The sequence below is a fragment of the Streptomyces sp. NPDC058664 genome (assembly GCF_042716635.1).
GTDB lineage: Bacteria > Actinomycetota > Actinomycetes > Streptomycetales > Streptomycetaceae > Streptomyces.
Window position 1 is genome coordinate 292,917 of sequence record NZ_JBHXRW010000003.1, and the last position, 23,473, is coordinate 316,389.

General features: G+C 69.9%; 21 protein-coding genes, 2 tRNA genes and 1 pseudogene. 20 read left to right on the plus strand and 4 right to left on the minus strand.

Going from position 1 to position 23,473, the window contains the following annotated elements; all coding sequences use genetic code 11:
- Positions 1-193: 193 nt before the first annotated feature.
- The 11 genes from dnaA to ACFWUY_RS04535 all read left to right on the plus strand — a co-directional run bounded on the left by dnaA (position 194) and on the right by ACFWUY_RS04535 (position 14,464).
- Positions 194-1,948, plus strand: a complete 1,755-nt coding sequence (gene dnaA, locus ACFWUY_RS04485) for a chromosomal replication initiator protein DnaA (protein WP_384101892.1) — start codon at positions 194-196, stop codon at positions 1,946-1,948.
- Positions 1,949-2,878: 930 nt separating this feature from the next.
- Positions 2,879-4,009: a DNA polymerase III subunit beta gene (dnaN, locus tag ACFWUY_RS04490; protein ID WP_384101894.1), complete on the plus strand. Its 1,131-nt coding sequence runs from the start codon at positions 2,879-2,881 to the stop codon at positions 4,007-4,009.
- Between the two features lie 185 nt (positions 4,010-4,194).
- Complete coding sequence (gene gnd / locus ACFWUY_RS04495) at positions 4,195-5,073, plus strand: phosphogluconate dehydrogenase (NAD(+)-dependent, decarboxylating) (protein WP_384101896.1); 879 nt, start codon at positions 4,195-4,197, stop codon at positions 5,071-5,073.
- A 60-nt stretch (positions 5,074-5,133) separates the two neighbouring features.
- On the plus strand, positions 5,134-6,255 hold the full coding sequence (gene recF / locus ACFWUY_RS04500) for a DNA replication/repair protein RecF (RefSeq protein ID WP_384101898.1): 1,122 nt from the start codon (positions 5,134-5,136) through the stop codon (positions 6,253-6,255).
- Positions 6,252-6,806 (plus strand): DUF721 domain-containing protein, encoded by a 555-nt coding sequence (locus ACFWUY_RS04505; RefSeq protein ID WP_384101900.1) that lies wholly within the window; start codon positions 6,252-6,254, stop codon positions 6,804-6,806. The genes recF and ACFWUY_RS04505 overlap by 4 nt, the downstream gene beginning before the upstream one ends.
- A gap of 351 nt (positions 6,807-7,157) precedes the next feature.
- Entirely contained in the window at positions 7,158-9,188 is a 2,031-nt protein-coding gene (gene gyrB, locus ACFWUY_RS04510; RefSeq protein WP_384101902.1) for a DNA topoisomerase (ATP-hydrolyzing) subunit B, read from the plus strand.
- Between the two features lie 41 nt (positions 9,189-9,229).
- A complete protein-coding gene (gene gyrA / locus ACFWUY_RS04515; RefSeq protein WP_384101904.1) occupies positions 9,230-11,848 on the plus strand; it encodes a DNA gyrase subunit A in 2,619 nt (872 codons plus the stop codon).
- 4 nt (positions 11,849-11,852) lie between these two features.
- Entirely contained in the window at positions 11,853-12,506 is a 654-nt protein-coding gene (locus ACFWUY_RS04520; protein WP_384101906.1) for a DUF3566 domain-containing protein, read from the plus strand.
- A gap of 98 nt (positions 12,507-12,604) precedes the next feature.
- A tRNA-Ile gene (locus tag ACFWUY_RS04525) sits at positions 12,605-12,678 on the plus strand.
- A gap of 158 nt (positions 12,679-12,836) precedes the next feature.
- On the plus strand, positions 12,837-12,971 hold the full coding sequence (locus tag ACFWUY_RS04530) for a DLW-39 family protein (RefSeq protein WP_003958712.1): 135 nt from the start codon (positions 12,837-12,839) through the stop codon (positions 12,969-12,971).
- Positions 12,972-13,075: 104 nt separating this feature from the next.
- Positions 13,076-14,464, plus strand: a complete 1,389-nt coding sequence (locus ACFWUY_RS04535; protein ID WP_384101908.1) for a hypothetical protein — start codon at positions 13,076-13,078, stop codon at positions 14,462-14,464.
- A 10-nt stretch (positions 14,465-14,474) separates the two neighbouring features.
- Here ACFWUY_RS04535 and ACFWUY_RS04540 read toward each other — a convergent pair whose 3' ends face one another.
- Together ACFWUY_RS04540 and ACFWUY_RS04545 are read right to left on the minus strand one after the other, a co-directional pair.
- On the minus strand, positions 14,475-15,941 hold the full coding sequence (locus ACFWUY_RS04540) for a protein kinase (protein WP_384101910.1): 1,467 nt from the start codon (positions 15,939-15,941) through the stop codon (positions 14,475-14,477).
- 61 nt (positions 15,942-16,002) lie between these two features.
- Complete coding sequence (locus tag ACFWUY_RS04545) at positions 16,003-16,551, minus strand: DNA-binding protein (protein WP_351210936.1); 549 nt, start codon at positions 16,549-16,551, stop codon at positions 16,003-16,005.
- Positions 16,552-16,680: 129 nt separating this feature from the next.
- On the opposite strand from ACFWUY_RS04545, the gene ACFWUY_RS04550 reads away from it, so the two are divergent.
- Together ACFWUY_RS04550 and ACFWUY_RS04555 are read left to right on the plus strand one after the other, a co-directional pair.
- Positions 16,681-16,753: transfer RNA gene (locus ACFWUY_RS04550), tRNA-Ala, on the plus strand.
- A 260-nt stretch (positions 16,754-17,013) separates the two neighbouring features.
- Entirely contained in the window at positions 17,014-17,394 is a 381-nt protein-coding gene (locus ACFWUY_RS04555; RefSeq protein ID WP_384101912.1) for a DUF6344 domain-containing protein, read from the plus strand.
- Between the two features lie 314 nt (positions 17,395-17,708).
- On the opposite strand, the gene ACFWUY_RS04560 is transcribed toward ACFWUY_RS04555, so the two are convergent.
- Positions 17,709-18,413 (minus strand): DUF5324 family protein, encoded by a 705-nt coding sequence (locus ACFWUY_RS04560; RefSeq protein ID WP_384101914.1) that lies wholly within the window; start codon positions 18,411-18,413, stop codon positions 17,709-17,711.
- Positions 18,414-18,585: 172 nt separating this feature from the next.
- Between ACFWUY_RS04560 and ACFWUY_RS04565 the strand changes: the two genes are divergently transcribed.
- Complete coding sequence (locus ACFWUY_RS04565; RefSeq protein WP_384101916.1) at positions 18,586-19,113, plus strand: peptidylprolyl isomerase; 528 nt, start codon at positions 18,586-18,588, stop codon at positions 19,111-19,113.
- A gap of 22 nt (positions 19,114-19,135) precedes the next feature.
- The gene (locus tag ACFWUY_RS04570; protein WP_384101918.1) at positions 19,136-20,020 is read left to right on the plus strand and encodes a rhomboid family intramembrane serine protease; all 885 of its coding nucleotides are present in this window, start codon (positions 19,136-19,138) and stop codon (positions 20,018-20,020) included.
- A 316-nt stretch (positions 20,021-20,336) separates the two neighbouring features.
- On the opposite strand, the gene crgA is transcribed toward ACFWUY_RS04570, so the two are convergent.
- Entirely contained in the window at positions 20,337-20,591 is a 255-nt protein-coding gene (crgA, locus tag ACFWUY_RS04575; protein ID WP_351210926.1) for a cell division protein CrgA, read from the minus strand.
- A gap of 140 nt (positions 20,592-20,731) precedes the next feature.
- On the opposite strand from crgA, the gene ACFWUY_RS04580 reads away from it, so the two are divergent.
- From ACFWUY_RS04580 to ACFWUY_RS04600, 5 genes and pseudogenes are all read left to right on the plus strand, one after another.
- On the plus strand, positions 20,732-21,499 hold the full coding sequence (locus tag ACFWUY_RS04580) for a DUF881 domain-containing protein (RefSeq protein WP_384101920.1): 768 nt from the start codon (positions 20,732-20,734) through the stop codon (positions 21,497-21,499).
- 93 nt (positions 21,500-21,592) lie between these two features.
- Entirely contained in the window at positions 21,593-22,294 is a 702-nt protein-coding gene (locus tag ACFWUY_RS04585) for a class E sortase (RefSeq protein ID WP_384101922.1), read from the plus strand.
- A gap of 65 nt (positions 22,295-22,359) precedes the next feature.
- Positions 22,360-22,521 carry a hypothetical protein gene (locus tag ACFWUY_RS04590; protein WP_024760376.1) on the plus strand — a complete coding sequence of 54 codons (162 nt, stop codon included), beginning with the start codon at positions 22,360-22,362 and terminating at the stop codon, positions 22,519-22,521.
- On the plus strand, positions 22,518-23,156 hold the full coding sequence (locus tag ACFWUY_RS04595; protein WP_384101924.1) for an aminodeoxychorismate/anthranilate synthase component II: 639 nt from the start codon (positions 22,518-22,520) through the stop codon (positions 23,154-23,156). The genes ACFWUY_RS04590 and ACFWUY_RS04595 overlap by 4 nt, the downstream gene beginning before the upstream one ends.
- 50 nt (positions 23,157-23,206) lie before the next feature.
- A pseudogene (locus ACFWUY_RS04600) lies at positions 23,207-23,473 on the plus strand (ABC transporter ATP-binding protein); the annotation flags it as partial.

The window sequence follows — 23,473 nt, forward strand, 5'->3', positions numbered from 1 at the left end:
GTCGCCATCCCCCATTGTGCACAGGCTGTGGACAACAACTTGAACCACGTCATCCGCCACGACTACCGTGGACGGACTCCACATTCTTTTCCGTTCTGTCCTCACCTGTCCTCACGGACACCGTCCTCATGGACACCGACCCACCGTCCCCCGAGAACCACACCATCGTGGGACCTGCGAGAAAGCGTGCCCTGTGGCTGACGTACCTGCCGATCTTGCCGCAGTGTGGCCACGCGTCCTCGAGCAGCTCCTCGCCGAGGGACAGCAGGGGATCGAGCCCAAGGACAAGCAGTGGATCGAGCGCTGCCAGCCGCTCGCCCTGGTCGCCGACACGGCGCTCCTCGCCGTACCCAACGAGTGGGGCAAGCGGGTCCTCGAGGGCCGGCTCGCCCCCCTGATCAGCGAGACGCTCAGCCGCGAGTGCGGCCGCCCGATCCGGATCGCGATCACCGTCGACGACTCCGTCGGCGAGTCGACTCCGCCGGCGCCCCCGTCGCAGCAGTCCCGCTACGACGAGCGCCCGCAGCCCGAGCCGTACGAGAAGTACGAGGGCTACGGCCACCGGCCGATGCCCGACGACGGGCTTCCCTCGGCGCGCCCGGCCTATCCGGACTACGCGCAGCAACGGCCCGACCCCGGCGCCTGGCCGCGCACCCAGGAGGACCTGTCCTGGCAGCAGCCCCGGATGGGCGGCTACCAGGAGCGGGCTCCGTACACCGGCCCCGACCAGTCCCGGCAGTCGCGGTACGACGAGCCGCCCCGGGGCTACGAGCCGCAGCGGTCCGAGCGCCCGGAGCTGCCCGATCCGCAGAACCACGGACCTCGTCCCGGCCCCCGGCCGGGCGGTCCTGTGGGCGTTCCCGGCGGCGGCCACGGTTCCTCGTCCGCCCCCCAGGGCGGCGCTCCCGGCGAGCAGCACGCGCGGCTGAACCCCCGGTACCTCTTCGACACCTTCGTGATCGGTTCCTCGAACCGCTTCGCGCACGCCGCCGCCGTCGCGGTGGCCGAGGCGCCGGCGAAGGCGTACAACCCGCTCTTCATCTACGGGGAGTCGGGCCTCGGCAAGACCCATCTGCTGCACGCGATCGGCCACTACGCGCGGAACCTCTACCCGGGCACGCGCGTGCGGTACGTGAGCTCCGAGGAGTTCACCAACGAGTTCATCAACTCGATCCGCGACGGCAAGGGCGACGCCTTCCGGAAGCGCTACCGGGACGTGGACATCCTGCTGGTCGACGACATCCAGTTCCTCGCGAGCAAGGAGTCGACGCAGGAGGAGTTCTTCCACACCTTCAACACGCTCCACAACGCGAACAAGCAGATCGTGCTCTCCTCGGACCGGCCGCCCCGGCAGCTGGTGACCCTGGAGGACCGGCTCCGCAACCGCTTCGAGTGGGGCCTCACCACCGACGTGCAGCCGCCCGAGCTGGAGACGCGCATCGCGATCCTCCGCAAGAAGGCGGTGCAGGAGCAGCTCAACGCCCCGCCGGAGGTACTGGAGTTCATCGCCTCCCGGATCTCGCGGAACATCCGTGAGCTGGAGGGCGCGCTGATCCGGGTGACGGCCTTCGCGAGCCTCAACCGGCAGCCGGTGGACCTGGGGCTGACCGAGATCGTCCTCAAGGACCTGATCCCGGGCGGCGAGGACTCGTCGCCGGAGATCACCGCGCCGGCCATCATGGCGGCCACGGCCGACTACTTCGGTCTGACGGTGGAGGACCTCTGTGGATCCTCCCGGAGCCGTGTCCTGGTGACGGCCCGGCAGATCGCCATGTACCTGTGCCGTGAGCTCACGGACCTGTCGCTGCCGAAGATCGGCGCGCAGTTCGGCGGCCGTGACCACACGACGGTGATGCACGCGGACCGGAAGATCCGCGCGTTGATGGCCGAGCGGCGCTCCATCTACAACCAGGTCACCGAGCTCACCAACCGCATCAAGAACGGCTGACCCGCCGCTGGGGCAACCGACGGCCGACGGCCGCCCCAGCGGTCCTCGAAGGGCGCTCCGGGACACCCCCCGGAGCGCCCTTCCGCGTTCCCAGGAGCGGACCAAGGGCGGTTTCGAGTCCTCGCGGGGCCTTCCGGGAGCCCTCCGGAAGCTCTCTAGGAGCTCTCCGGGCACCTTCCCCGGGTCGCCCGGGGTCCTGTCCGCCGACCGGGTTGTTCGATTACTCCGCTCCGGTGGCAGGTTCTCCACAGATTGCGGGATGATCTCCCGTCCACAGGGTGGGGACTGTTGAGTTATCCGGATCCTGTCCACAGGCAAGCCTGGTGACAGACCATCACCCCAGGTCAGACCCTTGTGGAATTGTTGGTAAAAGATATCCACAGGCTGTGGATGAACCCTTCACCCACAGAGGACTCGGAAGGTTGTCCACCGGCTGCCCACAGGGTGGGGACTGTTGCCCACAGCTTCTCCACAGCGCTGTCCACTGTTCGGCAACGAATCGCCCCTTCTCACCGCGTCGAGTGAAAGCCGTCACACCAAGGAGCACGATTGGGCTGTGGGGAACCTGGGTAAAGCTGGGGACGACGCTGGGGAGAACTCCCCATGACCTGTGTATCGGGTGTGCACAACTTTCGGGTGTCCACAGAGAACCCCAGTTGTCCACCGGCTCCACCCACAGGCTCGGTGGACAAAAAACAGGGTCTGACCTGTGCAAACGACGTTATCCACCGTTTCCACAGGCCCTACTACTACTCCCACATAGAGTTAGCCCGGAATTCGCTTCGAAGTGGGACCTGTGCACAACTCGGCGCCGGAGCTCCGACGCGCTCTTGTCGCGACTTGACCCCGAGCAGCACCGAGTGTCGGCGGCGTACGTCAGACTGGTTCCCGCAGTCGACGAAGAGCCAGCAACAGCAGGAGGCGGTTCCGGTGAAGATCCGGGTGGAGCGCGATGTACTCGCGGAGGCGGTGGCCTGGGTGGCCCGCAGCCTCCCGGCCCGTCCGCCGGCGCCCGTTCTCGCGGGCCTTCTGCTGAAGGCCGAGGACGGCGCCCTGAGCTTCTCGAGCTTCGACTACGAGGTCTCGGCCCGCGTCTCCGTCGAGGCGGAGGTCGAGGAGGACGGCACCGTCCTGGTCTCCGGCCGGCTGCTCGCCGACATCTGCCGCGCCCTCCCCAACCGTCCGGTGGAGATTTCCACAGACGGTGTACGGGCGACCGTGGTCTGCGGCTCCTCCCGCTTCACCCTCCACACCCTGCCTGTGGAGGAGTACCCGACGCTGCCGGAGATGCCCACCGCGACCGGCACCGTCCCCGGTGAGGTCTTCGCCTCCGCCGCAGCCCAGGTGGCCATCGCCGCCGGCCGTGACGACACGCTGCCCGTCCTCACCGGTGTGCGCATCGAGATCGAGGGCGACACCGTCACCCTGGCCTCCACCGACCGCTACCGCTTCGCGGTCCGCGAGTTCCTGTGGAAGCCGGAGTCCCCGGACGCCTCCGCGGTCGCCCTGGTCCCCGCGAAGACCCTCCTGGACACCGCGAAGGCGCTCACCAGCGGCGACACGGTCACCCTGGCGCTCTCGGGCTCCGGCAAGGGCGAGGGCCTCATCGGTTTCGAGGGCGCCGGCCGCCGCACCACCACCCGGCTGCTCGAAGGCGACCTGCCGAAGTACCGGACGCTCTTCCCCACCGAGTTCAACTCGGTCGCGGTGATCGAGACCGCCCCCTTCGTCGAGGCCGTCAAGCGCGTGGCCCTGGTGGCCGAGCGCAACACCCCGGTCCGGCTGAGCTTCGAGCAGGGCGTGCTGATCCTGGAGGCCGGCTCCAGTGACGACGCACAGGCTGTGGAGCGTGTGGACGCGCAGCTGGAGGGCGACGACATCTCGATCGCCTTCAACCCGACCTTCCTGCTCGAAGGCCTGAGCGCGATCGGCTCCCCGGTCGCCCAGCTCTCCTTCACGACCTCCACCAAGCCCGCGCTCCTGAGCGGCAGGCCGGCGGTCGACGCGGAGGCCGACGAGGCCTACAAGTACCTGATCATGCCGGTGCGGCTGAGCGGCTGAGGCCTGGCAGTCCGTGCCGGGGGTCCGGGGGTCGCCCCCGGAAAGACGCGGTATGCCGGTGCGGCTGAGCGGCTGAGGACGGTCGCCGGGGCATCGCCTGAGCGGCTGACCCCACAGGTGTGCACCCGGGTCCGGGCGTAGGCTCGGACCCGGGAAAACCGCACACGACGCTTAAGGAATCTCTGATGGAGCTCGGTCTCGTCGGTCTCGGCAAGATGGGCGGCAACATGCGCGAGCGCATCCGCCGCGCAGGCCACACCGTCATCGGATACGACCGCAATCCGGACCTCGCCGATGTCCACAGCCTCGAAGAGCTTGTGGGCAAGCTCAAGGGGCCCCGCGTCGTGTGGGTCATGGTTCCGGCCGGTGCCGCGACCCAGTCCACCATCGACGAGCTGGCCGACCTGCTCTCCCCCGGCGACATCGTCGTGGACGGCGGGAACTCGCGCTGGACGGACGACGAGAAGCACGCCGAGGAGCTGGCGGCCAAGGGCATCGGCTTCGTCGACTGCGGCGTCTCCGGCGGCGTCTGGGGCCTGGAGAACGGCTACGCGCTGATGTACGGCGGTTCCGCCGAGGACGTGGCGAGGGTCCAGCCGATCTTCGACGCCCTCAAGCCCGAGGGTGAGTTCGGCTCGGTCCACGCGGGCAAGGTCGGCGCCGGCCACTTCGCGAAGATGGTCCACAACGGCATCGAGTACGCGATGATGCAGGCCTACGCCGAGGGCTGGGAGCTCCTGGAGAAGGTCGACTCCGTCACCGACGTCCGTGAGGTCTTCCGCTCCTGGCAGGAGGGCACGGTCATCCGTTCCTGGCTGCTCGACCTCGCGGTGAACGCGCTGGACGAGGACGAGCACCTGGAGCAGCTCCGCGGCTACGCCCAGGACTCCGGCGAGGGCCGGTGGACCGTCGAGGCCGCCATCGACAACGCCGTACCGCTGCCGGCGATCACCGCGTCGCTCTTCGCGCGGTTCGCCTCGCGTCAGGACGACTCCCCGCAGATGAAGATGATCGCCGCGCTGCGCAACCAGTTCGGCGGCCACGCGGTCGAGTCCAAGAAGTAATCCACAGGTTGTGCACCCCGCGGTGCACAACCGCCGGGGGAAGAAGGTCGGCGCCCAACCATGCACGTCACGCATCTGTCGCTGGCCGACTTCCGCTCCTACGCCCGGGTCGAGGTCCCGCTCGACCCGGGCGTCACCGCTTTCGTGGGAGCCAACGGCCAGGGCAAGACCAATCTGGTCGAGGCCGTCGGCTATCTCGCGACCCTCTCCAGCCACCGTGTCGCCTCCGACGCCCCGCTCGTGCGGATGGGGGCGGAGCGCGCGGTCATCCGCGCCGCCGTCACCCAGGGCGAGCGCTCCCAGCTGATCGAGCTCGAACTCAATCCGGGCCGGGCCAACCGTGCCCGTATCAACAGGTCCTCGCAGGTCAGACCCCGTGACGTGCTCGGAATCGTACGAACCGTGCTGTTCGCGCCCGAGGACCTCGCCCTGGTGAAGGGCGACCCCGGCGAGCGCCGGCGCTTCCTCGACGAGCTGATCACGGCGCGCACCCCGCGGATGGCGGGTGTGCGCTCCGACTACGACCGTGTGCTCAAGCAGCGCAACACGCTCCTGAAGTCGGCCGCGATGGCACGGCGGCACGGCGGCCGCGGCATGGACCTCTCCACCCTGGACGTCTGGGACCAGCACCTGGCGCGGGTCGGAGCCGAGCTGCTCGCCCAGCGGCTCGACCTGATCGCCGTACTGCAGCCGCTCGCGGACAAGGCGTACGAGCGGCTGGCGCCCGCCGGCGGACCGATCCTGCTGGAGTACCGACCCTCCGCGCCGGGCGCCGGGCACACCCGCGAGGAGCTCTACGAACAGCTGCTCGCCGCGCTCGCCGAGGTGCGCAAGCAGGAGATCGAGCGGGGCGTCACGCTGGTCGGGCCGCACCGCGACGAGCTGCTGCTCAAGCTCGGGGAGCTGCCGGCGAAGGGGTACGCCAGCCACGGCGAGTCCTGGTCGTACGCCCTGGCGCTGCGGCTCGCCTCGTACGACCTGCTGCGGGCCGAGGGCAACGAACCCGTCCTCGTCCTCGACGACGTCTTCGCCGAGCTGGACGCGCGGCGGCGCGAGCGGCTCGCGGAGCTGGTGGCGGGCGGCGAGCAGGTCCTGGTGACGGCCGCCGTCGACGACGACGTGCCGGGGGTCCTCGCGGGGACGCGGTACGCGGTGGCCGACGGGGCGGTGGAGCGGGCGTGAGCGAGGAAAAGCTTCCACAGCCTGTGGACACTCCTTCGGCCCCCGAACCCTCGGGCGTCGACCTCGCGCGGGTCGCGCTGCGCGCCGCCAAGGAACAGGCGAAGGCCAAGGGCGCGGCCGCCCAGCAGAAGAAGCAGGCCCGGCGCGGCGGCGGACTGCGGTCCGGCGCGCGCGCCGACGGCCGTGACCCGATGGCGCTCGGCGCGGCGATCAACCGGCTGATCACCGAGCGGGGCTGGGAGACGCCGGCGGCCGTCGGCGGGGTCATGGGCCGCTGGCCGCAGATCGTCGGGGAGAACCTGGCGAAGCACTGCGTACCGCTGAAGTTCGACGACGAGCCGGACGCGCGCGTGCTCACGGTGCAGTGCGACTCGACGGCCTGGGCGACGCAGCTGAGGCTGCTCGCGCCGACGCTGGTGGCGCGGCTGAACGAGGACCTGGGGCACGGGACGGTACGGGTCATCAAGGTGCTGGGACCGGGGGCGCCGCGGCGGGGGTACGGGCCGCTCAGGGCGCCGGGGTCCGTGGGGCCCGGGGACACGTACGGCTAGAGCGCCGGTCGATACGGGCGGGTTCGTGTGGTGCGGATCCAAGCAGAGGCACCGTGCGGGGGGCCGTTGTGCCCATGCGGTCCGCCGGGGCGGACCGCATGCCCGCGACGGGACACCGCCCATGCCCACTGGCCGTCACAGCTCGAAGCGCTGGGTGGCCGTCAGGGGGCTCTGGAGCCCCTGTCCGGATATGGGGAGTCGTCTCGCTCCCGCTCAGGGCGGCACATGCGGACTCAGGGACCGGCAAACCCCCATGAGTGTCGGCGCTACCGGTAGACTGGAAGACAATCCCGCCACCCTGCGGAACAAGTCGAACGACGCAGCCGCTCCCGTATGCCCGGAGAACGGCCTGTGCTGTGCCAGAAAGGGCGCTTCGTGGCCGATTCCGGCAACCCCAACGAGAACAACCAGTACACCGCCAGCAACATCCAGGTCCTTGAAGGCCTGGATGCAGTGCGCAAGCGCCCCGGCATGTACATCGGCTCGACCGGCGAGCGCGGTCTGCACCACATGGTGCAGGAGGTCGTCGACAACTCGGTCGACGAGGCGCTGGCCGGGCACGCGGACACCATCGACGTCACGATCCTCGCCGACGGCGGCGTGCGCGTCATCGACAACGGCCGTGGCATCCCGGTGGGCATCGTGGCCTCCGAGGGCAAGCCGGCCCTCGAGGTCGTGCTGACCGTGCTGCACGCGGGCGGCAAGTTCGGCGGCGGCGGCTACGCCGTCTCCGGCGGCCTGCACGGTGTCGGTGTGTCGGTCGTGAACGCCCTGTCCACCAAGGTGTCCGTCGAGGTCAAGACGGACGGCCACCGCTGGACGCAGGACTACAAGATGGGCGCCCCGACCGCGCCCCTCGCGCAGCACGAGGCGACCGACGAGACCGGCACGACGGTGACCTTCTGGGCCGACCCGGACATCTTCGAGACGACCGAGTACTCCTTCGAGACGCTCTCGCGCCGCTTCCAGGAGATGGCCTTCCTCAACAAGGGCCTGACGATCTCGCTCACCGACGAGCGCGAGTCCGCGAAGGCGACCGTGGGCGCCGACGACCCGGACGCCGAGGCGGCCGCCGAGCAGGCCGCCCGCACGGTGAAGTACCACTACGAGGGCGGCATCGTCGACTTCGTGACGTACCTCAACTCGCGCAAGGGCGAGCTGATCAACCCCACCGTCATCGACATCGAGGCCGAGGACAAGGAGCGCGCGCTCTCGGTCGAGATCGCGATGCAGTGGAACTCCTCGTACAGCGAGGGCGTGTACTCCTTCGCGAACACGATCCACACCCACGAGGGCGGTACGCACGAGGAGGGCTTCCGCGCCGCGCTGACCACGCTGGTCAACAAGTACGCGCGCGACAAGAAGCTGCTCCGCGAGAAGGACGACAACCTCACGGGCGACGACATCCGCGAGGGTCTGACCGCGATCATCTCGATCAAGCTGGGCGAGCCGCAGTTCGAGGGCCAGACGAAGACCAAGCTCGGCAACACCGAGGCGAAGACCTTCGTCCAGAAGATCGTCCACGAGCACCTGACGGACTGGTTCGACCGCAACCCCAACGAGGCCGCGGACATCATCCGCAAGGGCATCCAGGCCGCCACCGCGCGCGTGGCCGCCCGCAAGGCGCGCGACCTGACCCGCCGCAAGGGCCTCCTGGAGTCGGCGTCGCTGCCGGGCAAGCTGTCCGACTGCCAGTCGAACGACCCGGCCAAGTGCGAGATCTTCATCGTCGAGGGTGACTCCGCCGGCGGTTCGGCCAAGTCCGGCCGCAACCCGATGTACCAGGCCATCCTGCCGATCCGGGGCAAGATCCTGAACGTCGAGAAGGCGCGGATCGACAAGATCCTGCAGAACACCGAGGTCCAGGCCCTGATCTCGGCCTTCGGCACCGGTGTGCACGAGGACTTCGACATCGAGAAGCTCCGCTATCACAAGATCATCCTGATGGCGGACGCCGACGTCGACGGTCAGCACATCAACACCCTGCTGCTGACCTTCCTCTTCCGCTTCATGCGGCCGCTGGTCGAGGCCGGTCACGTCTACCTCTCCCGCCCGCCGCTCTACAAGATCAAGTGGGGCCGGGACGACTTCGAGTACGCGTACTCGGACCGCGAGCGGGACGCGCTCGTCACGTTGGGCAAGCAGAACGGCAAGCGGATCAGGGAAGACTCGATCCAGCGCTTCAAGGGTCTCGGCGAGATGAACGCCGAGGAGCTGCGCGTCACCACCATGGACGTCGAGCACCGCGTGCTCGGCCAGGTCACCCTGGACGACGCCGCGCAGGCCGACGACCTGTTCTCGGTGCTGATGGGCGAGGACGTCGAGGCACGCCGCTCGTTCATCCAGCGCAACGCCAAGGACGTTCGCTTCCTCGACATCTGAGTCGGTCTCAGCTGACCGTACGAAAGGACTGACGACCAGCAATGGCCGACGAAACCACGCCGACCGGCACCACCGAAGAAGAGCCGCAGCTGCGGATCGAGCCCGTCGGGCTCGAGACCGAGATGCAGCGCTCGTACCTCGACTACGCGATGTCCGTCATCGTGTCCCGCGCGCTGCCCGACGTACGGGACGGCCTCAAGCCCGTCCACCGGCGCGTGCTGTACGCGATGTACGACGGCGGCTACCGGCCCGAGAAGGGCTTCTACAAGTGCGCCCGCGTCGTCGGTGACGTCATGGGTACGTACCACCCGCACGGCGACTCCTCGATCTACGACGCGCTCGTCCGCCTCGCCCAGCACTGGTCGATGCGGATGCCGCTCGTCGACTCCAACGGCAACTTCGGTTCCCCGGGCAACGACCCGGCCGCCGCCATGCGGTACACCGAGTGCAAGATGATGCCGCTGGCCATGGAGATGCTCCGGGACATCGACGAGGAGACCGTCGACTTCCAGGACAACTACGACGGCCGCAACCAGGAGCCGACGGTCCTGCCGGCCCGGTTCCCGAACCTGCTGGTCAACGGCTCGGCCGGCATCGCCGTCGGTATGGCCACCAACATCCCGCCGCACAACCTGCGCGAGGTCGCGGCCGGCGCCCAGTGGGCCCTCGAACACCCCGAGGCCACCCACGAGGAGCTCCTCGACGCCCTGATCGAGCGGATCAAGGGCCCGGACTTCCCCACCGGCGCGCTCGTCGTCGGCCGCAAGGGCATCGAGGAGGCGTACCGCACCGGCCGTGGCTCGATCACGATGCGCGCGGTCGTCGAGGTCGAGGAGATCCAGAACCGCCAGTGCCTGGTGGTCACGGAACTGCCGTACCAGACCAACCCGGACAACCTCGCGCAGAAGATCGCCGACCTGGTGAAGGACGGCAAGATCGGCGGCATCGCCGACGTCCGCGACGAGACCTCGTCCCGGACCGGCCAGCGCCTGGTCATCGTGCTCAAGCGCGACGCCGTCGCCAAGGTCGTCCTCAACAACCTGTACAAGCACACCGACCTGCAGACGAACTTCGGCGCGAACATGCTGGCGCTCGTCGACGGCGTGCCGCGCACCCTCTCGCTCGACGCGTTCATCCGCCACTGGGTGACGCACCAGATCGAGGTCATCGTGCGCCGGACCCGCTTCCGGCTGCGCAAGGCCGAGGAGCGCGCCCACATCCTGCGCGGTCTGCTCAAGGCGCTCGACGCCATCGACGAGGTCATCGCGCTCATCCGGCGCAGCGACACGGTCGAGGTCGCACGCGGCGGCCTGATGGACCTGCTGAGCATCGACGAGATCCAGGCCAACGCGATCCTGGAGATGCAGCTCCGCCGGCTCGCCGCCCTGGAGCGCCAGAAGATCGTCGCCGAGCACGACGAGCTCCAGGCCAAGATCAACGAGTACAACGCGATCCTGGCCTCTCCGGAGCGCCAGCGGGCGATCGTCAGCGAGGAACTGGCCGCGCTCGTCGAGCGTTTCGGCGACGACCGACGCTCCAAGCTCGTGCCCTTCGACGGTGACATGTCCATCGAGGACCTGATCGCCGAGGAGGACATCGTCGTCACCATCTCGCGCGGCGGCTATGTGAAGCGGACGAAGACCGAGGACTACCGCTCGCAGAAGCGCGGCGGCAAGGGCGTGCGCGGCACGAAGCTGAAGCAGGACGACATCGTCGACCACTTCTTCGTCTCCACGACCCACCACTGGCTGCTCTTCTTCACCAACAAGGGCCGGGTCTACCGGGTCAAGGCGTACGAGCTGCCCGACGCCGGCCGGGACGCGCGCGGCCAGCACGTGGCCAACCTGCTCGCCTTCCAGCCGGACGAGCAGATCGCCCAGATCCTGGCGGTCCGCGACTACGAGGCCGCGCCGTACCTGGTGCTCGCCACCAAGGCCGGCCTGGTCAAGAAGACCGCGCTGAAGGACTACGACTCGCCGCGCTCGGGCGGTGTCATCGCCATCAACCTCCGGGAGACGGAGGACGGCGGCGACGACGAGCTGATCGGCGCGGAGCTGGTCTCGGCCGAGGACGATCTGCTGCTCATCAGCAAGAAGGCGCAGTCGATCCGCTTCACCGCCACGGACGACGCGCTGCGTCCGATGGGACGCGCCACCTCGGGCGTCAAGGGGATGAGTTTCCGCGCGGACGACGAACTGCTCTCGATGAATGTCGTCCGGCCCGGTACGTTCGTCTTCACCGCGACCGACGGCGGGTACGCGAAGCGCACCCCCGTCGACGAGTACCGCGTCCAGGGTCGTGGCGGCCTCGGCATCAAGGCCGCCAAGATCGTGGAGGACCGTGGCTCGCTCGTGGGCGCGCTGGTGGTCGAGGAGACGGACGAGATCCTCGCCATCACGCTGTCCGGCGGTGTGATTCGTACGCGAGTCAACGAAGTCAGGGAGACCGGCCGTGACACCATGGGCGTCCAGCTGATCAACCTGGGCAAGCGCGACGCCGTCGTCGGCATCGCGAGGAACGCCGAGGCCGGCAGCGACGACGAGGTCGATGAGGCCGACGACGCCGTGGAGGCGTCCGAGGCCGCGGTGGTCGAGACCGATGGGGTCGAGACCGAGGAAGTCGAGGGCACGGAGCCCTCGGCCGGGGAGCACGAGGAGTAAGAGCGTGAGTGGAGCCACGGGCGCCGGATCGGCGGCCGCCGGAGCTTCTGCTGGTGCTGGAGCGAACGGCGCCCGTGGCCCCGCCACGGACTCCCAGGGGGTTGCGGTGACGGACACTCGGGGGCAGCAGCCCTCGTACGAGACCTACAACGGGCCGCTGCCCGGCGAGCGCGCGGGTGCGCAGCAGCCGGGCGGGCCGTACCACCCGCCGCAGGCGTACGGCGCCGCGGCGGGCGGTCAGACCGGGGCCGTGCGCCGGCCGCGTACGGGGGCGAGCACGACGCCCCGTACGCGCAAGGCGCGGCTGCGGGTGGCCAAGGCCGATCCGTGGTCGGTGATGAAGGTGAGCTTCCTGCTCTCCATCGCGCTGGGCATCTGCACGGTCGTCGCCGCGGCGGTGCTGTGGATGGTCATGGACGCCATGGGCGTGTTCTCGACGGTCGGCGGCACGATCAGCGAGGCCACGGGCTCGAACGAGTCCAACGGCTTCGACCTGCAGTCGTTCCTCTCGCTGCCGCGGGTGCTGATGTTCACCTCGGTGATCGCCGTGATCGACGTGGTCCTGATGACCGCCCTGGCGACCCTGGGCGCGTTCATCTACAACCTGTCGGCCGGCTTCGTGGGCGGTGTGGAGCTCACGCTCGCCGAGGACGAGTAGGACGCGCGGGGCCGGTCCGGGAACGGATTTTGGGACTGGCCCCCACGTGCGCTAATCTTCAGGAGTCAGCGCGCGGGACACACACCGCAGAGCGCGGCGGGGCTATAGCTCAGTTGGTTAGAGCGCATCCCTGATAAGGATGAGGCCACAGGTTCAAATCCTGTTAGCCCCACAGTATCGATCGACCCGGACGGTTACTCCGTCCGGGTCGATTTGTTTGTCCCGGGCCGGTGGGAGGTTTGAAGCTCGTACAGATCACCGATCGGTATCGGTCGATGTGTAGAGTGGGCGTCAGAAGTCTCCTACGTCAACGAAAGACGAGGTCGCGCGGTGAAGAAGCTTCTCCTGGTCGCACTGGCCGCCATCGGCGGGCTCCTCGTGTACCGCCAGATCCAGGCGGATCGCGCCGAGCAGGATCTGTGGACGGAGGCGACCGACTCCGTGCCCGCAGGTTCGGGTGTCTGAGACGAAGACCGTCTGTGGGTGAAGCCCCGGCCGCGCGTGAGCGGGCCGGGGCTTCGCTTTGCCTGAGCAAATTTTTGACTTGCTTAAGTGAAGAGGTGGAGCGCGTGAGGACGCAGGCCGGCATCGGCCGGAGGGCGGGGGCCCTGATCACGGCGGCCGCGGCGGTCGGAGCGGTGGCGGCGCTGCCCGGCAGGGCGACGGCGATGACGCCGGGACAGCCGCTGGTGGCGTCAGCCGGTCAGGTGGAGGCTGCGGCGGCCGGTCGGGTGGGGGCTGTGGCGCCCGCTGTGGCTCCGGCGGCAGACGGGGAGGCACTTCCGCCGTACACCTTCGACGGCGCGGCACAGCGGGTCCAGGGAGCCGTCTCGAGCTCGGACGGGGCCCGTCTGACGGCCGGGCAGACCTACCGGGACACGCTCAAGAAGGACGGCAAGGTCTACTACCGGGTCGACCTCGACGACAAGCGGAACGCGTACGTCTCCGTGGTCGCCGTCCCGAAGACCGGCGGAAAGGTCGACTACGGCGACGGCTTCAGGGTCAGCCTGCAGGACACCTCCGGCACCGAGTGCGGCTACCAGCAGGTGAACTTCACGTCGGCCGAGTACACGCGGCCGCTCGCCGCGTACGCCCGCCGCGTCATCGACGCGGACAGCTCCACCTGCCAGGCCGCCGGCGCCTACTACGTCCTGGTCGAGCGGGAGTCGAAGGCGACCTCGAGCCCCGACGACTGGGAGCTCGAGATCCGGCACGTGTCCGAGCCGGCCCTGAAGAAGGCCGGGCCGACCGTACTCCCGGAGGTGTGGGCCTCCGGCACGCCCGCACCGCCCACGGGCGGCCCCACGCCACGGCAGGGCGGCTCCGGAATCCACGACGCCACCTCGCTGACGCAGGGCGAGTGGCGGTCCGACATCCGGCCGGGACAGACGCTCTTCTACCGGGTGCCGGTCGACTGGGGGCAGCAGCTCTTCGCCAGCGCCGAACTCGGCAGCAGCGCCGGGGGTGACGAGTACATCGGCAGCGCCCTGATCCTCTCCCTGGAGAACCCGGCGCTCGGACACGTCGTCGAGAACACCGGAAGCTACGACGGGAAGTCCTCGACGCTGGCGCTCGACGCGCTGCGGCCGGTGGCCCACGAGAACCGCACCTCGTACCAGGACGCCACCAGCGGCATGCGGTTCGCCGGCTGGTACTACCTGTCGGCCACGCTCAGCCCGGCGGTCGCCGAGGAGTACGGGGACGAGCCGGTGCCGCTGACCCTGCGGGTCTCCCTCCGGGGCGACGCGAAGCCGGGCCCGGGATACGACGGCGACCCGGGGCCGTTCACGGTGACCGCCGACGACAAGGAGGCCGCCGCGAACGGTGCCAGTGGGGCGCGGGCGGCGGAGCGGGACGGCTCCATGGGTGTCGTCGCGGTGGCCGGCATCGGCAGCGGGACGGTGCTGCTGCTGGGCCTCGGCGCGTGGACGCTGGTGGCGCGGCGGCGGGCGGCGTAGGGCCTGCGGTTCAGGTCTGGGCGAGCGCCCAGAACCCGACCGCGAAGCACACGAGCGCGAGCAGCAGGACCGGGATCGTCACCTTCGGGGGCGGTCCCGGTCGGCGTACGGGGGCGGGCCGCGCGGGAACCTGATCGGGTCGAGCGGTGTATGGATGAGTAGGGGCTTGTCCGTACGGCGTCGCCGCGGTGGGCGCCTGTTCGAAGGGGGTGATCGGGTGCGCGGCCGGCGGGGGCAGGTGGAAGCTGCCCGTCTCGGAGGGACCGGGCAGCGGCGCGGTCGTGGAGACCGGGGCGGCGGACGCGGCGGCGTGGGGAGCGGCCGGGTGCTGGGGCTGGTACTGCGAGTGTGGGGCCTGTCGCTGGTGTGGCGGTACGGGCATGAGGGCGGGCGTCGGTACGGCGGCGGGCGGGGCGGTCGGTGCGGCGGGCGGCGTGGCGGCCGGTGCGGCGGCGGAAAGGCCCCCTGCGGCCTGGGTGCCGTGCGCGGTCGGCATGGCGTCTGCGGCCCGGGTGCCGTGCGCGGCCGTGGCGGCGCCGGTGTCGGAGAGACCGGTGGGGTCGGCGGGGCCTGTGCTGTCCACAGGGCCTGTGGGACCTGTGGGCCCCTGGGGGCCGAAACCGGCGGGGAGAGGGCCGAGTTGGTCGAAGATCTCGACCGGCTGCTCGTCGGGGTGCGGCTCGGGAAGCATCTCCACGGCGGCGGTCAGCGCCTTGCGCGCGCCCGTGGCCGTCCGGAAGCGGGCCTGCGGATCGGGCTGGAGCAGCCCGGCGAGCACCTGCCACAGGGGCTCGGGGATGCCCTCGGGGGCGCCGGGAGTGCCGTGCGCGAGGAAGTGCTCGACCAGGGCCTGCGAGTCCGGCTTGCGGCCCTGGAGCAGATAGAGGGCGACCAGGCCGACCGCGAAGAGGTCGGCGGTGAAGTCGGGCTCGGCGCCGAGCAGCTGCTCGGGCGCGAAGTACCCGGGCGTGCCCACCACGTAGTTGGTCTCGGTGAGACGCGGTTCGCCCTTGCGCATGGAGATGCCGAAGTCGGAGAGCCGCAGATGCGGCCGCCCGGTACCCGTGACGTCCATCAGGATGTTGGCGGGCTTGATGTCCCGGTGGACGACCCCCTCGGCATGCACCGTGGCCAGCCCCGAGAGCAGCTGGTCGAGCAGGACGCCGACGAACCGGGGCGGCAGCGGGCCGTAGTCGCCGATGACGTGGGCCAGGGAGCCGCCGGCGACCAGGTCCATGGTGAACAGGACCTTGTCGTCGTCGGCGGCCCAGCTGGCCGGGGCGAGGACGTGCGGATGATCGATCCGCAGCGCCTGCTCGCGGACGAAGCGGAGCAACGTGTGCGCGTCGCTCTGCAGAAGCACCTTGGCTGCCACATAACGGCGGCGACGGTGGTCCCAGGCACGCCATACCGCGCCAGCCCCGCCCCGTCCGATCGGATCGACCAGCTCGTACCGACCAGCGAAGACCTCACCCATCGTGCTGCGCCGCTCCCCGTCTGCTTCGTCTCTCGGCGATGCCGGCCGGCTGCCGACCGCGTCAGTTCTGGTGCGACTCGTAGTGGGCGACCGCGTCCGCGGTGCGCCCGGCGCCGTACACCCGGAGGAACTCTGCCAGTTCCGGGTGGGCCGGAGCGAGGGAGTCGGCCGCGTCGATGATGTCGCCCGCCGCCGCTACGGAGCGCAGCAGCGACTGGATCTCGCGGACCACCCGGCGGACGGTCGGAGCACCCGGACCGGTGCTGGTCTGTCCCGTGCTGGTGAGGACGGAGCCGCCCTGCGACTTCTTCACCTCGTCCATCCGGTCGGTGGCCTCGGCGGCACTGACACTGCCGTCGGCGACCTGCACGGCGAGTTCCTGGAGTGCCTGGACACGCTGGACGACGGCCGGGTTTCCGATCTTGGCGCGCTGGCCGCTCATCAGCTGGGACAGCATGGGCGCGGACAGTCCGAGCACGGCCGCGAGCCTGGCCTGGTTGAGCCCGAGATCGTCGATCAGCCGACGGAAGAGCGCCCCCAACGGCTCCCCGTACCAACTGCGCTGAAGCTCTCTGGCTCTGGCCGTGGCTTCCTGCTGCGCTGCGTCCATTACTTCTCCCCATCCCTGCGGTTCGCCACTGCGAACCTCGGTCAGCATCTTACGGAGAGTGGTCGCTGACCGGGAGTCCCAATCCTTTTGCGGGACATGGGGGGTGACCCGGTACGCTGTCCTCGTTCCGGGGCCTTAGCTCAGTTGGTAGAGCGCTGTCTTTGCATGGCAGATGTCAGGGGTTCGACTCCCCTAGGCTCCACCCCGTACACCCCCTTCGAACTGCGGAAACGTGGTTCGAAGGGGGTGTTTTGCGTGAGGTGCGCGCCCATCGCGGCGGCCGGGAGGTCTCCGCCCGGGCGCCTGCTGGTCCGGACGGGTGGTGTTCATCGGAAGAGCTGCGCAGCAGGGGCGTCGGTCCGCGGAAAGCGGGCGCCCATCGACATGATGAGGAAGGTACGAAAAGCGCGCAATCCGAAATGAACCATCCGAGAACGTCACGCATCACGAAAGTGAGGGGTCATGGCCACCGCCAAGGTCAAGCAGTTCTGGACCGCCTTCATCTCCGTCCTCTTCGCCCTGCTCGCCTCCGTCGGCCTGACGGGCACCGCCGCCGCGGCCACGCAGCCCGCCGTGCAGCAGCCCGAGGAGCCGGCCGGCCCGGCCGCCGCCCCCGTCGCCCGGGAGCGTGCCGCCCTCGCCTCCGTACCGGCACAGCGGGTACACGTGTGGCCGCTCGCCGGGGACCGCTCCCTGCCGCCCACCATCAAGCAGCGCATCGCCGCCGAGGCCCACGGTTCGTCCCCCGCCGCCCGGCACCGTTCCGCGACCGGCGCGAGCGCCGTGGCCGAGAGCGACGAGCAGGCCGCGCTGACGGCACTCGCGTCGGCCGCCGTCGCGTAGGGCACGGGGAGCCGACTCGCGTACTCCCCGCGCCGCCCACCTCGCGGTATCCGGCAGGACCCCGCCGGTGGACGACCCAGCACCACCAGCACCACCTGGCAGGACCCCGGGACCACCCGACAGGACCCTGGCGAAACCCCGGGACCACCCGGCAGGACCCCGGCGAAACCCCGGGACCACCCAGCGGGATCCCGGTGAGAACCCCGGCGTCACCCGGTACGAACGGTATGACCCGGCACAGCCTGATAGAGCCCCATGGAGCCCCGCGGAACCTCGTAGAGGCTCGCGGAACCTCGTAGAACGAACCCGGTCGGTCAGCGGCGCTCGTCGCGTTCGGCGGCCGCTTCGGCTTCGGCCGCGGCTGCGGCCTCGTCGACCTCCGCATCCGGGTCGAGGGAAGCCCCACTGTCGTCGACGGACGTCAGAGCGGTGCCCTCGTCCACCTCGGTGGGAGCGGGCGGCTCCACCAGCCAGTCGGGATTGGCCTGCTTGTCCCACCACTTCCAGGCGGCGAACGCGCCGCCGGCGAGAACGCCCAGGACCACGAGGCCCTTGGCGAGGCGTCCGGCCCTGGCCCGGCGCTCGTGCTTCTTCACGATCTTCTGGATTTCCCTCGGCGTCACCTGCCCGCGCAGCGCGGCCCAGGCGGCGGTGGAACGCGACCCGGCCTCCTCAAGGACGGGACCGGTCGCGGCGACCGCGTTCTCGACACGCGGAACGGTGTAGTCGGCCGCCTGACGGGCGGCCCGGCGGGTCTTGACCGCCGCACGGTGTGCGGCCGCGTCGACCCGCGGCGGCACATGGGGTGCGACATACGAGTCGTACTGCGCACGAGCCTGCACTCGGGCCTGTCGAGCGGCCTTCGAGACCTTCGGCGCGATCAGTTCGCGCGCCTCGTGTGCGTAGTGCGAGGCCTGGTCCCTCGCCGTGTCGGCGTACGGTGCCACCACTTCCGCGGCGTGCATGACGCTCTCCTTCGCCGAATCTGTCGCGGCGCGCACGCTGTCCATGCGGGTCACAGGATTCCTCCTCCTCGGTGGCGATGTCGGTTTTTCACCTTTCCATCCTCTTCGGAATCATGCCCCTCGGAACGAGGTCCGGCATGTGGGGCGGGCATACGGGGCATGCGAGGATCGGACACGCCAGAGACAGACGTGGGACGACGCGACATGACGTGGACGGAAGGCGACCGTGGCCGAGCAGCTGTACGCGATCCTCAAGACCAGCCTGGGTGACATCGAGGTGCGGCTGATGCCGTTCCACGCTCCGAAGACGGTCCGGAACTTCGTCGAACTCGCCTCGGGCGAGCGCGAGTGGACGCACCCCGCGACCGGCACGGTCTCCTCGGACCCGCTCTACGACGGCACGGTCTTCCACCGGGTGATCAAGGACTTCATGATCCAGGGCGGCGACCCGCTGGGGGACGGCACCGGCGACCCCGGCTACGCCTTCGCCGACGAGTTCCACCCGGAGCTCTTCTTCGACCGCCCCTACCTGCTGGCCATGGCCAACGCGGGGCCGGGCACCAACGGCTCGCAGTTCTTCGTCACCGTCGCCCCCGCGACCTGGCTGAACCGCAAGCACACCATCTTCGGCGAGGTCGTGGACAAGGAGAGCCGGAAGGTCGTGGACGCGATCGCGACCACCGCGACCGACCCGCACACGGAGCGACCGCTCCAGGACGTGGTCATCGAGTCCGTGGTGATCGAGAAGCGCTGAGACGGGAAGGGACGGAACCGCCATGGACCCGCGACCTTCCACGGACCCGCCCGCCGGTCCGCCCCGCTGCTACCGCCACCCGGAGGCCGAGACCGGCATCCGCTGCGCCCGCTGCGAGAAGCCGATCTGCACGCGGTGCATGATCTCCGCCTCCGTCGGGTTCCAGTGCCCCGACTGCGTGCGCAACGGCTCGGGGACCGGCCACGCGGCCGACGCGAACCAGCCCCGGACGCTCGCGGGCGGCAAGGTGGCGGCCGACGACCACCTCGTCACCAAGATCCTCATCGGGATCAACCTCGCGGTCTACCTCGCGGTCCTGGTCCTCGGCGACCGGCTCGTCGACGAGCTCACGCTCATCGGCTACGCCTTCAGCCCGGCCCTCGGGGAGGTCGTCGGCGTCGCGGACGGCGAGTGGTACCGGCTGTTCACCTCGACCGTCCTCCACCAGCAGGTCTGGCACATCCTCTTCAACGTGCTCGGCCTGTGGGTGATCGGCGGGATCGTCGAGCCCGAGCTGGGCCGGATCCGGTACGCGGCCCTCTGTCTGCTCTCCGGCCTCTCCGGCTCGGTGCTGGCCTATCTCGTCGCCTCGCCGGCCCAGCCCTCGCTGGGCGCCTCCGGCGTCGTCTACGGCCTGATCGGCGCCTGGGTGGTGCTGGCCCGCCGGCGCCGCCACGACATGCGGCCGGTGGTCCTCTTCGTGGCCCTGTCGCTGCTCATGACGTTCACCCGTCCGGGGATCTCCTGGGAGGCCCACGTCGGCGGTCTGGTCGCGGGCGTCCTGGTGACGTACGCGCTGGTGCACGCGCCGAGGACCCGCAGGGACCTCGTGCAGTACGGGGCCTGCGGTCTGGTGTTCCTGGTCGACCTGGGGATCGTCCTCGCCCGTTCGGCGGCGCTCACCTGAGTGCACAGGGCTGTGGATGAGCTTCTCTGTGAGCTTTCCCCAGAGTTATCCACAGTGTGTGGCCAGCGTGTGACCGCCGCCTGACGGACTGTCCCCATTCTTGGGGAAACGACTGCACCCCCCGCCTCTGACCTGGTGGTTCTCCAGGGAGGCGAGGGGTGCTGTGGATTTCTTCGAGGGTGATTCCGGTCATACCGGCGTCAACCCCGTGTGAGTTATCCACAGATCTTCGTAAGTTATCCAGTGCTGTGCACAACGCTGTGGATAAGTTTAGGGGAGAGCTTGACGAGCGCCCGCGGTGGACGCTAGGTCCCCGTTACTTCCACTGCGTGGAGACACCGAAGCCGGCCGCGATGAAGCCGAAGCCCACCACGATGTTCCAGTTCCGGAGCGACTCGATCGGCATCGAACCGTCGGTGACGTAGAAGACGACGATCCACACCAGACCGATGGCGAAGAGCGCCAGCATCACAGGCGCCACCCAGCTGCGGTTGGTCAGCTTGATACTGGTCGCCTGCTTGGCGGGCGGAGGCGTGAAGTCGGCCTTCTTGCGGATACGTGACTTCGGCACGAGGGACTCTCCTGTCGATGCGCTGCGTGACCGCGCAGGGAACTGTGGCTGGCGCCGGGATGTGACGAAGGAGGACGACTGCGTCCCCCAGGCGTCCGTTAGCGTAGTGGTTCCGCGGCACCGAAGGGGATCAGGGTACGTTGAGCAATTCCGCCGGCACTCCCGAAGGAGGGGGCCGCACCGCGAGGTGGCGTCCCGTCCGGGTCCTCACCCTTGCCGTTTTCGCCCTCGCCGGACTGATCTTCGTCACCAGCTTCAACACCGCCAAGGGCACCAACATCCGCACGGACGCCTCCCTCCTGCGGCTCTCCGACCTGATCGAGGAGCGCAGTCACAAGAACGCGGGCCTCGACGAGTCCACCTCCGCCCTCCGCTCCCGGGTCGACTCGCTCGCCGCCCGCGACGACGGATCCACCCGCGCGGAGGACGCGCGACTCGACGCGCTCGAAGCGTCGGCGGGCACCACCGAGGTCTCCGGCTCCGGCCTCACCGTCACCCTCAATGATGCCCCGCCGGACGCCCAGGCCGCCCCCGGCTACCCCGAGCCGCAGGCCAACGACCTCGTCATCCACCAGCAGGACCTCCAGGCCGTCGTCAACGCCCTGTGGCAGGGCGGCGCCGAGGGCATCCGGGTCATGGACCAACGGCTCATCTCCACCAGCGCCGTGCGCTGCGTCGGCAACACCCTGATCCTCCAGGGCCGCGTCTACTCACCCCCGTACAGGATCACGGCGGTCGGCGACCGGGGAAAGCTGAGCAGGGCGCTCGCCGACTCCCCGGCGATCCAGAACTACCAGTTGTACGTGAAGGCGTACGGGCTCGGCTGGAAAGTCGACGAGCACAGGGCGGTGACTCTTCCCGGCTACTCGGGCACAGTGGACCTCCACCACGCGAAGCCGGTGAGCTGACAGCCGACGCGCTGACGGCCGGCGTGCTGACAGTGGGTGCGCCGACAGTGGGTGAGCCGGCAGCGGGAGGGCGGCTTGAGGGGTTCGGGGGGCTTGCGGCTCGCCGTGAGGACCTTCAGCGAGCTGTGCCTCACGGTCGGCACCCTGATCGTCCTCTTCGTCGCGTACGTCCTGTACTGGACCGGCGTCCAGGCCGAGAGCGCGAGCGCCGGCCAGATCGACGCCCTCCAGCGGGAGTGGACGAGCACCCCGGTCACGGCCGCGCCCGCCCCCGGAGCCGTGCCGTACGTCCCGGGCAGGGGGATCGCCGTCATGTACGTCCCCCGGCTCGGCGAGGACTGGAAATGGCCGGTCATCGAGGGCACCGGCGCGGACGTTCTCAGGAAGGGCCTCGGCCACTACACGGCCACCGCCCGGCTCGGCGGGACCGGGAACTTCGCCGTCGCCGGCCACCGCCGCACCCACGGCGACCCCTTCAAGGACTTCCCGAGGCTGCGCGCCGGTGACGCGGTGGTCCTGACCGACGGGACGACCTGGTTCACGTACCGGATCGTCCGCGCCCCCTACCGGACCGTGCCCACCGACGTCGGGGTCGTCGACCCGCTGCCGACGTCCTTCGGCCGCGACGTGTCGGGTCTCGACGGTCCCGGCCGCTACCTCACCCTCACCACCTGCGAGCCCGAGTGGGGCAGCAGCCACCGTCTCGTCGCCTGGGCGCACCTCGACGCCACCCGGCCGGTCGCCGACGGCCGTCCACAGGCTTTGGACAGTCGTCCACAGGCTTTGGCCGGCTGACCCCTCACGGGCCCCTCGCCCCGTACTCTGGTCCCCGTAACGAACGGAAAGGGGCGGTCGACGTCATGTACGGCTGGATCTGGCGGCATCTGCCGGGCAACGCGTGGGTGCGGGCGCTGATCTCGATCGTGCTGGTCCTCGCGGTCGTCTACGCCCTCTTCCAGTACGTGTTCCCCTGGGCGGAGCCTCTGCTTCCGTTCAACGATGTGACGGTGGACGGCCAGTGAGCGCGCGAATTCTCGTCGTCGACAACTACGACAGCTTCGTCTTCAACCTCGTTCAGTACCTCTACCAGCTCGGCGCCGAGTGCGAAGTCCTCCGCAACGACGAAGTCGAGCTGAGCCACGCCCAGGACGGCTTCGACGGCGTCCTGCTGTCGCCAGGACCCGGCACCCCCGAGCAGGCCGGTGTCTGCATCGACATGGTCCGGCACTGCGCGGCGACCGGCGTGCCCGTCTTCGGCGTCTGCCTCGGCATGCAGTCGATGGCCGTCGCGTACGGCGGAGTCGTCGACCGGGCGCCCGAGCTGCTGCACGGCAAGACCTCGCCCGTCACGCACGCGGGCAAGGGCGTCTTCGCCGGTCTGCCCTCGCCGTTCACCGCGACCCGCTACCACTCGCTGGCCGCCGAGCCCGCCGCCCTGCCGGCCGAGCTCGAGGTCACCGCGCGGACCGAGGACGGCATCATCATGGGCCTTCGCCACCGGGAACTGCCCGTGGAGGGCGTCCAGTTCCACCCCGAGTCGGTCCTCACCGAGCACGGCCACCTGATGCTCGCCAACTGGCTGGAGCAGTGCGGCGACAAGGGGGCGGTCGCACGGTCGGCGGGGCTCGCGCCGGTGGTGGGCAAGGCCGTCGCGTGACGACGGGCTCTCCGTGGTTCCGGCCGACGGACGAACCGGGGCCCGCGCCGATGCCCACGGACCCGTACGGGACTCCGGCGGCGTACGGGGACGGGGGACCGGCCGCGCAGCGGGAGGCTCCCACCGCGTACGGAGAGGCCGCCGCGTACGGAGAGGCCGCCGCGTACGGAGAGGCCCCGGGCACGTACCGGGAGGCCTCCGGCACGCATCGGGAGGCCGCCCCGTACGGGGAAACCACCGCGTATGAGGAGACGGCCGTGTTCGCGGCGCCCGCGGCGCCCGCGGCGCCCGCGGCGCCCGCGGCGCCCGCGGCGCCC

What these genes read in the sequence shown, in the direction of transcription:
- gyrA (WP_384101904.1), top strand. Translation starts at nt 9,230, where the DNA reads ATGGCCGACGAAACCACGCCGACCGGCACCACCGAAGAAGAGCCGCAG.
- gnd (WP_384101896.1), top strand. Translation starts at nt 4,195, where the DNA reads ATGGAGCTCGGTCTCGTCGGTCTCGGCAAGATGGGCGGCAACATGCGC.
- ACFWUY_RS04545 (WP_351210936.1), bottom strand. Translation starts at nt 16,551, where the DNA reads ATGGACGCAGCGCAGCAGGAAGCCACGGCCAGAGCCAGAGAGCTTCAG.
- ACFWUY_RS04555 (WP_384101912.1), top strand. Translation starts at nt 17,014, where the DNA reads ATGGCCACCGCCAAGGTCAAGCAGTTCTGGACCGCCTTCATCTCCGTC.
- recF (WP_384101898.1), top strand. Translation starts at nt 5,134, where the DNA reads ATGCACGTCACGCATCTGTCGCTGGCCGACTTCCGCTCCTACGCCCGG.
- ACFWUY_RS04540 (WP_384101910.1), bottom strand. Translation starts at nt 15,941, where the DNA reads ATGGGTGAGGTCTTCGCTGGTCGGTACGAGCTGGTCGATCCGATCGGA.
- ACFWUY_RS04570 (WP_384101918.1), top strand. Translation starts at nt 19,136, where the DNA reads ATGGACCCGCGACCTTCCACGGACCCGCCCGCCGGTCCGCCCCGCTGC.
- ACFWUY_RS04590 (WP_024760376.1), top strand. Translation starts at nt 22,360, where the DNA reads ATGTACGGCTGGATCTGGCGGCATCTGCCGGGCAACGCGTGGGTGCGG.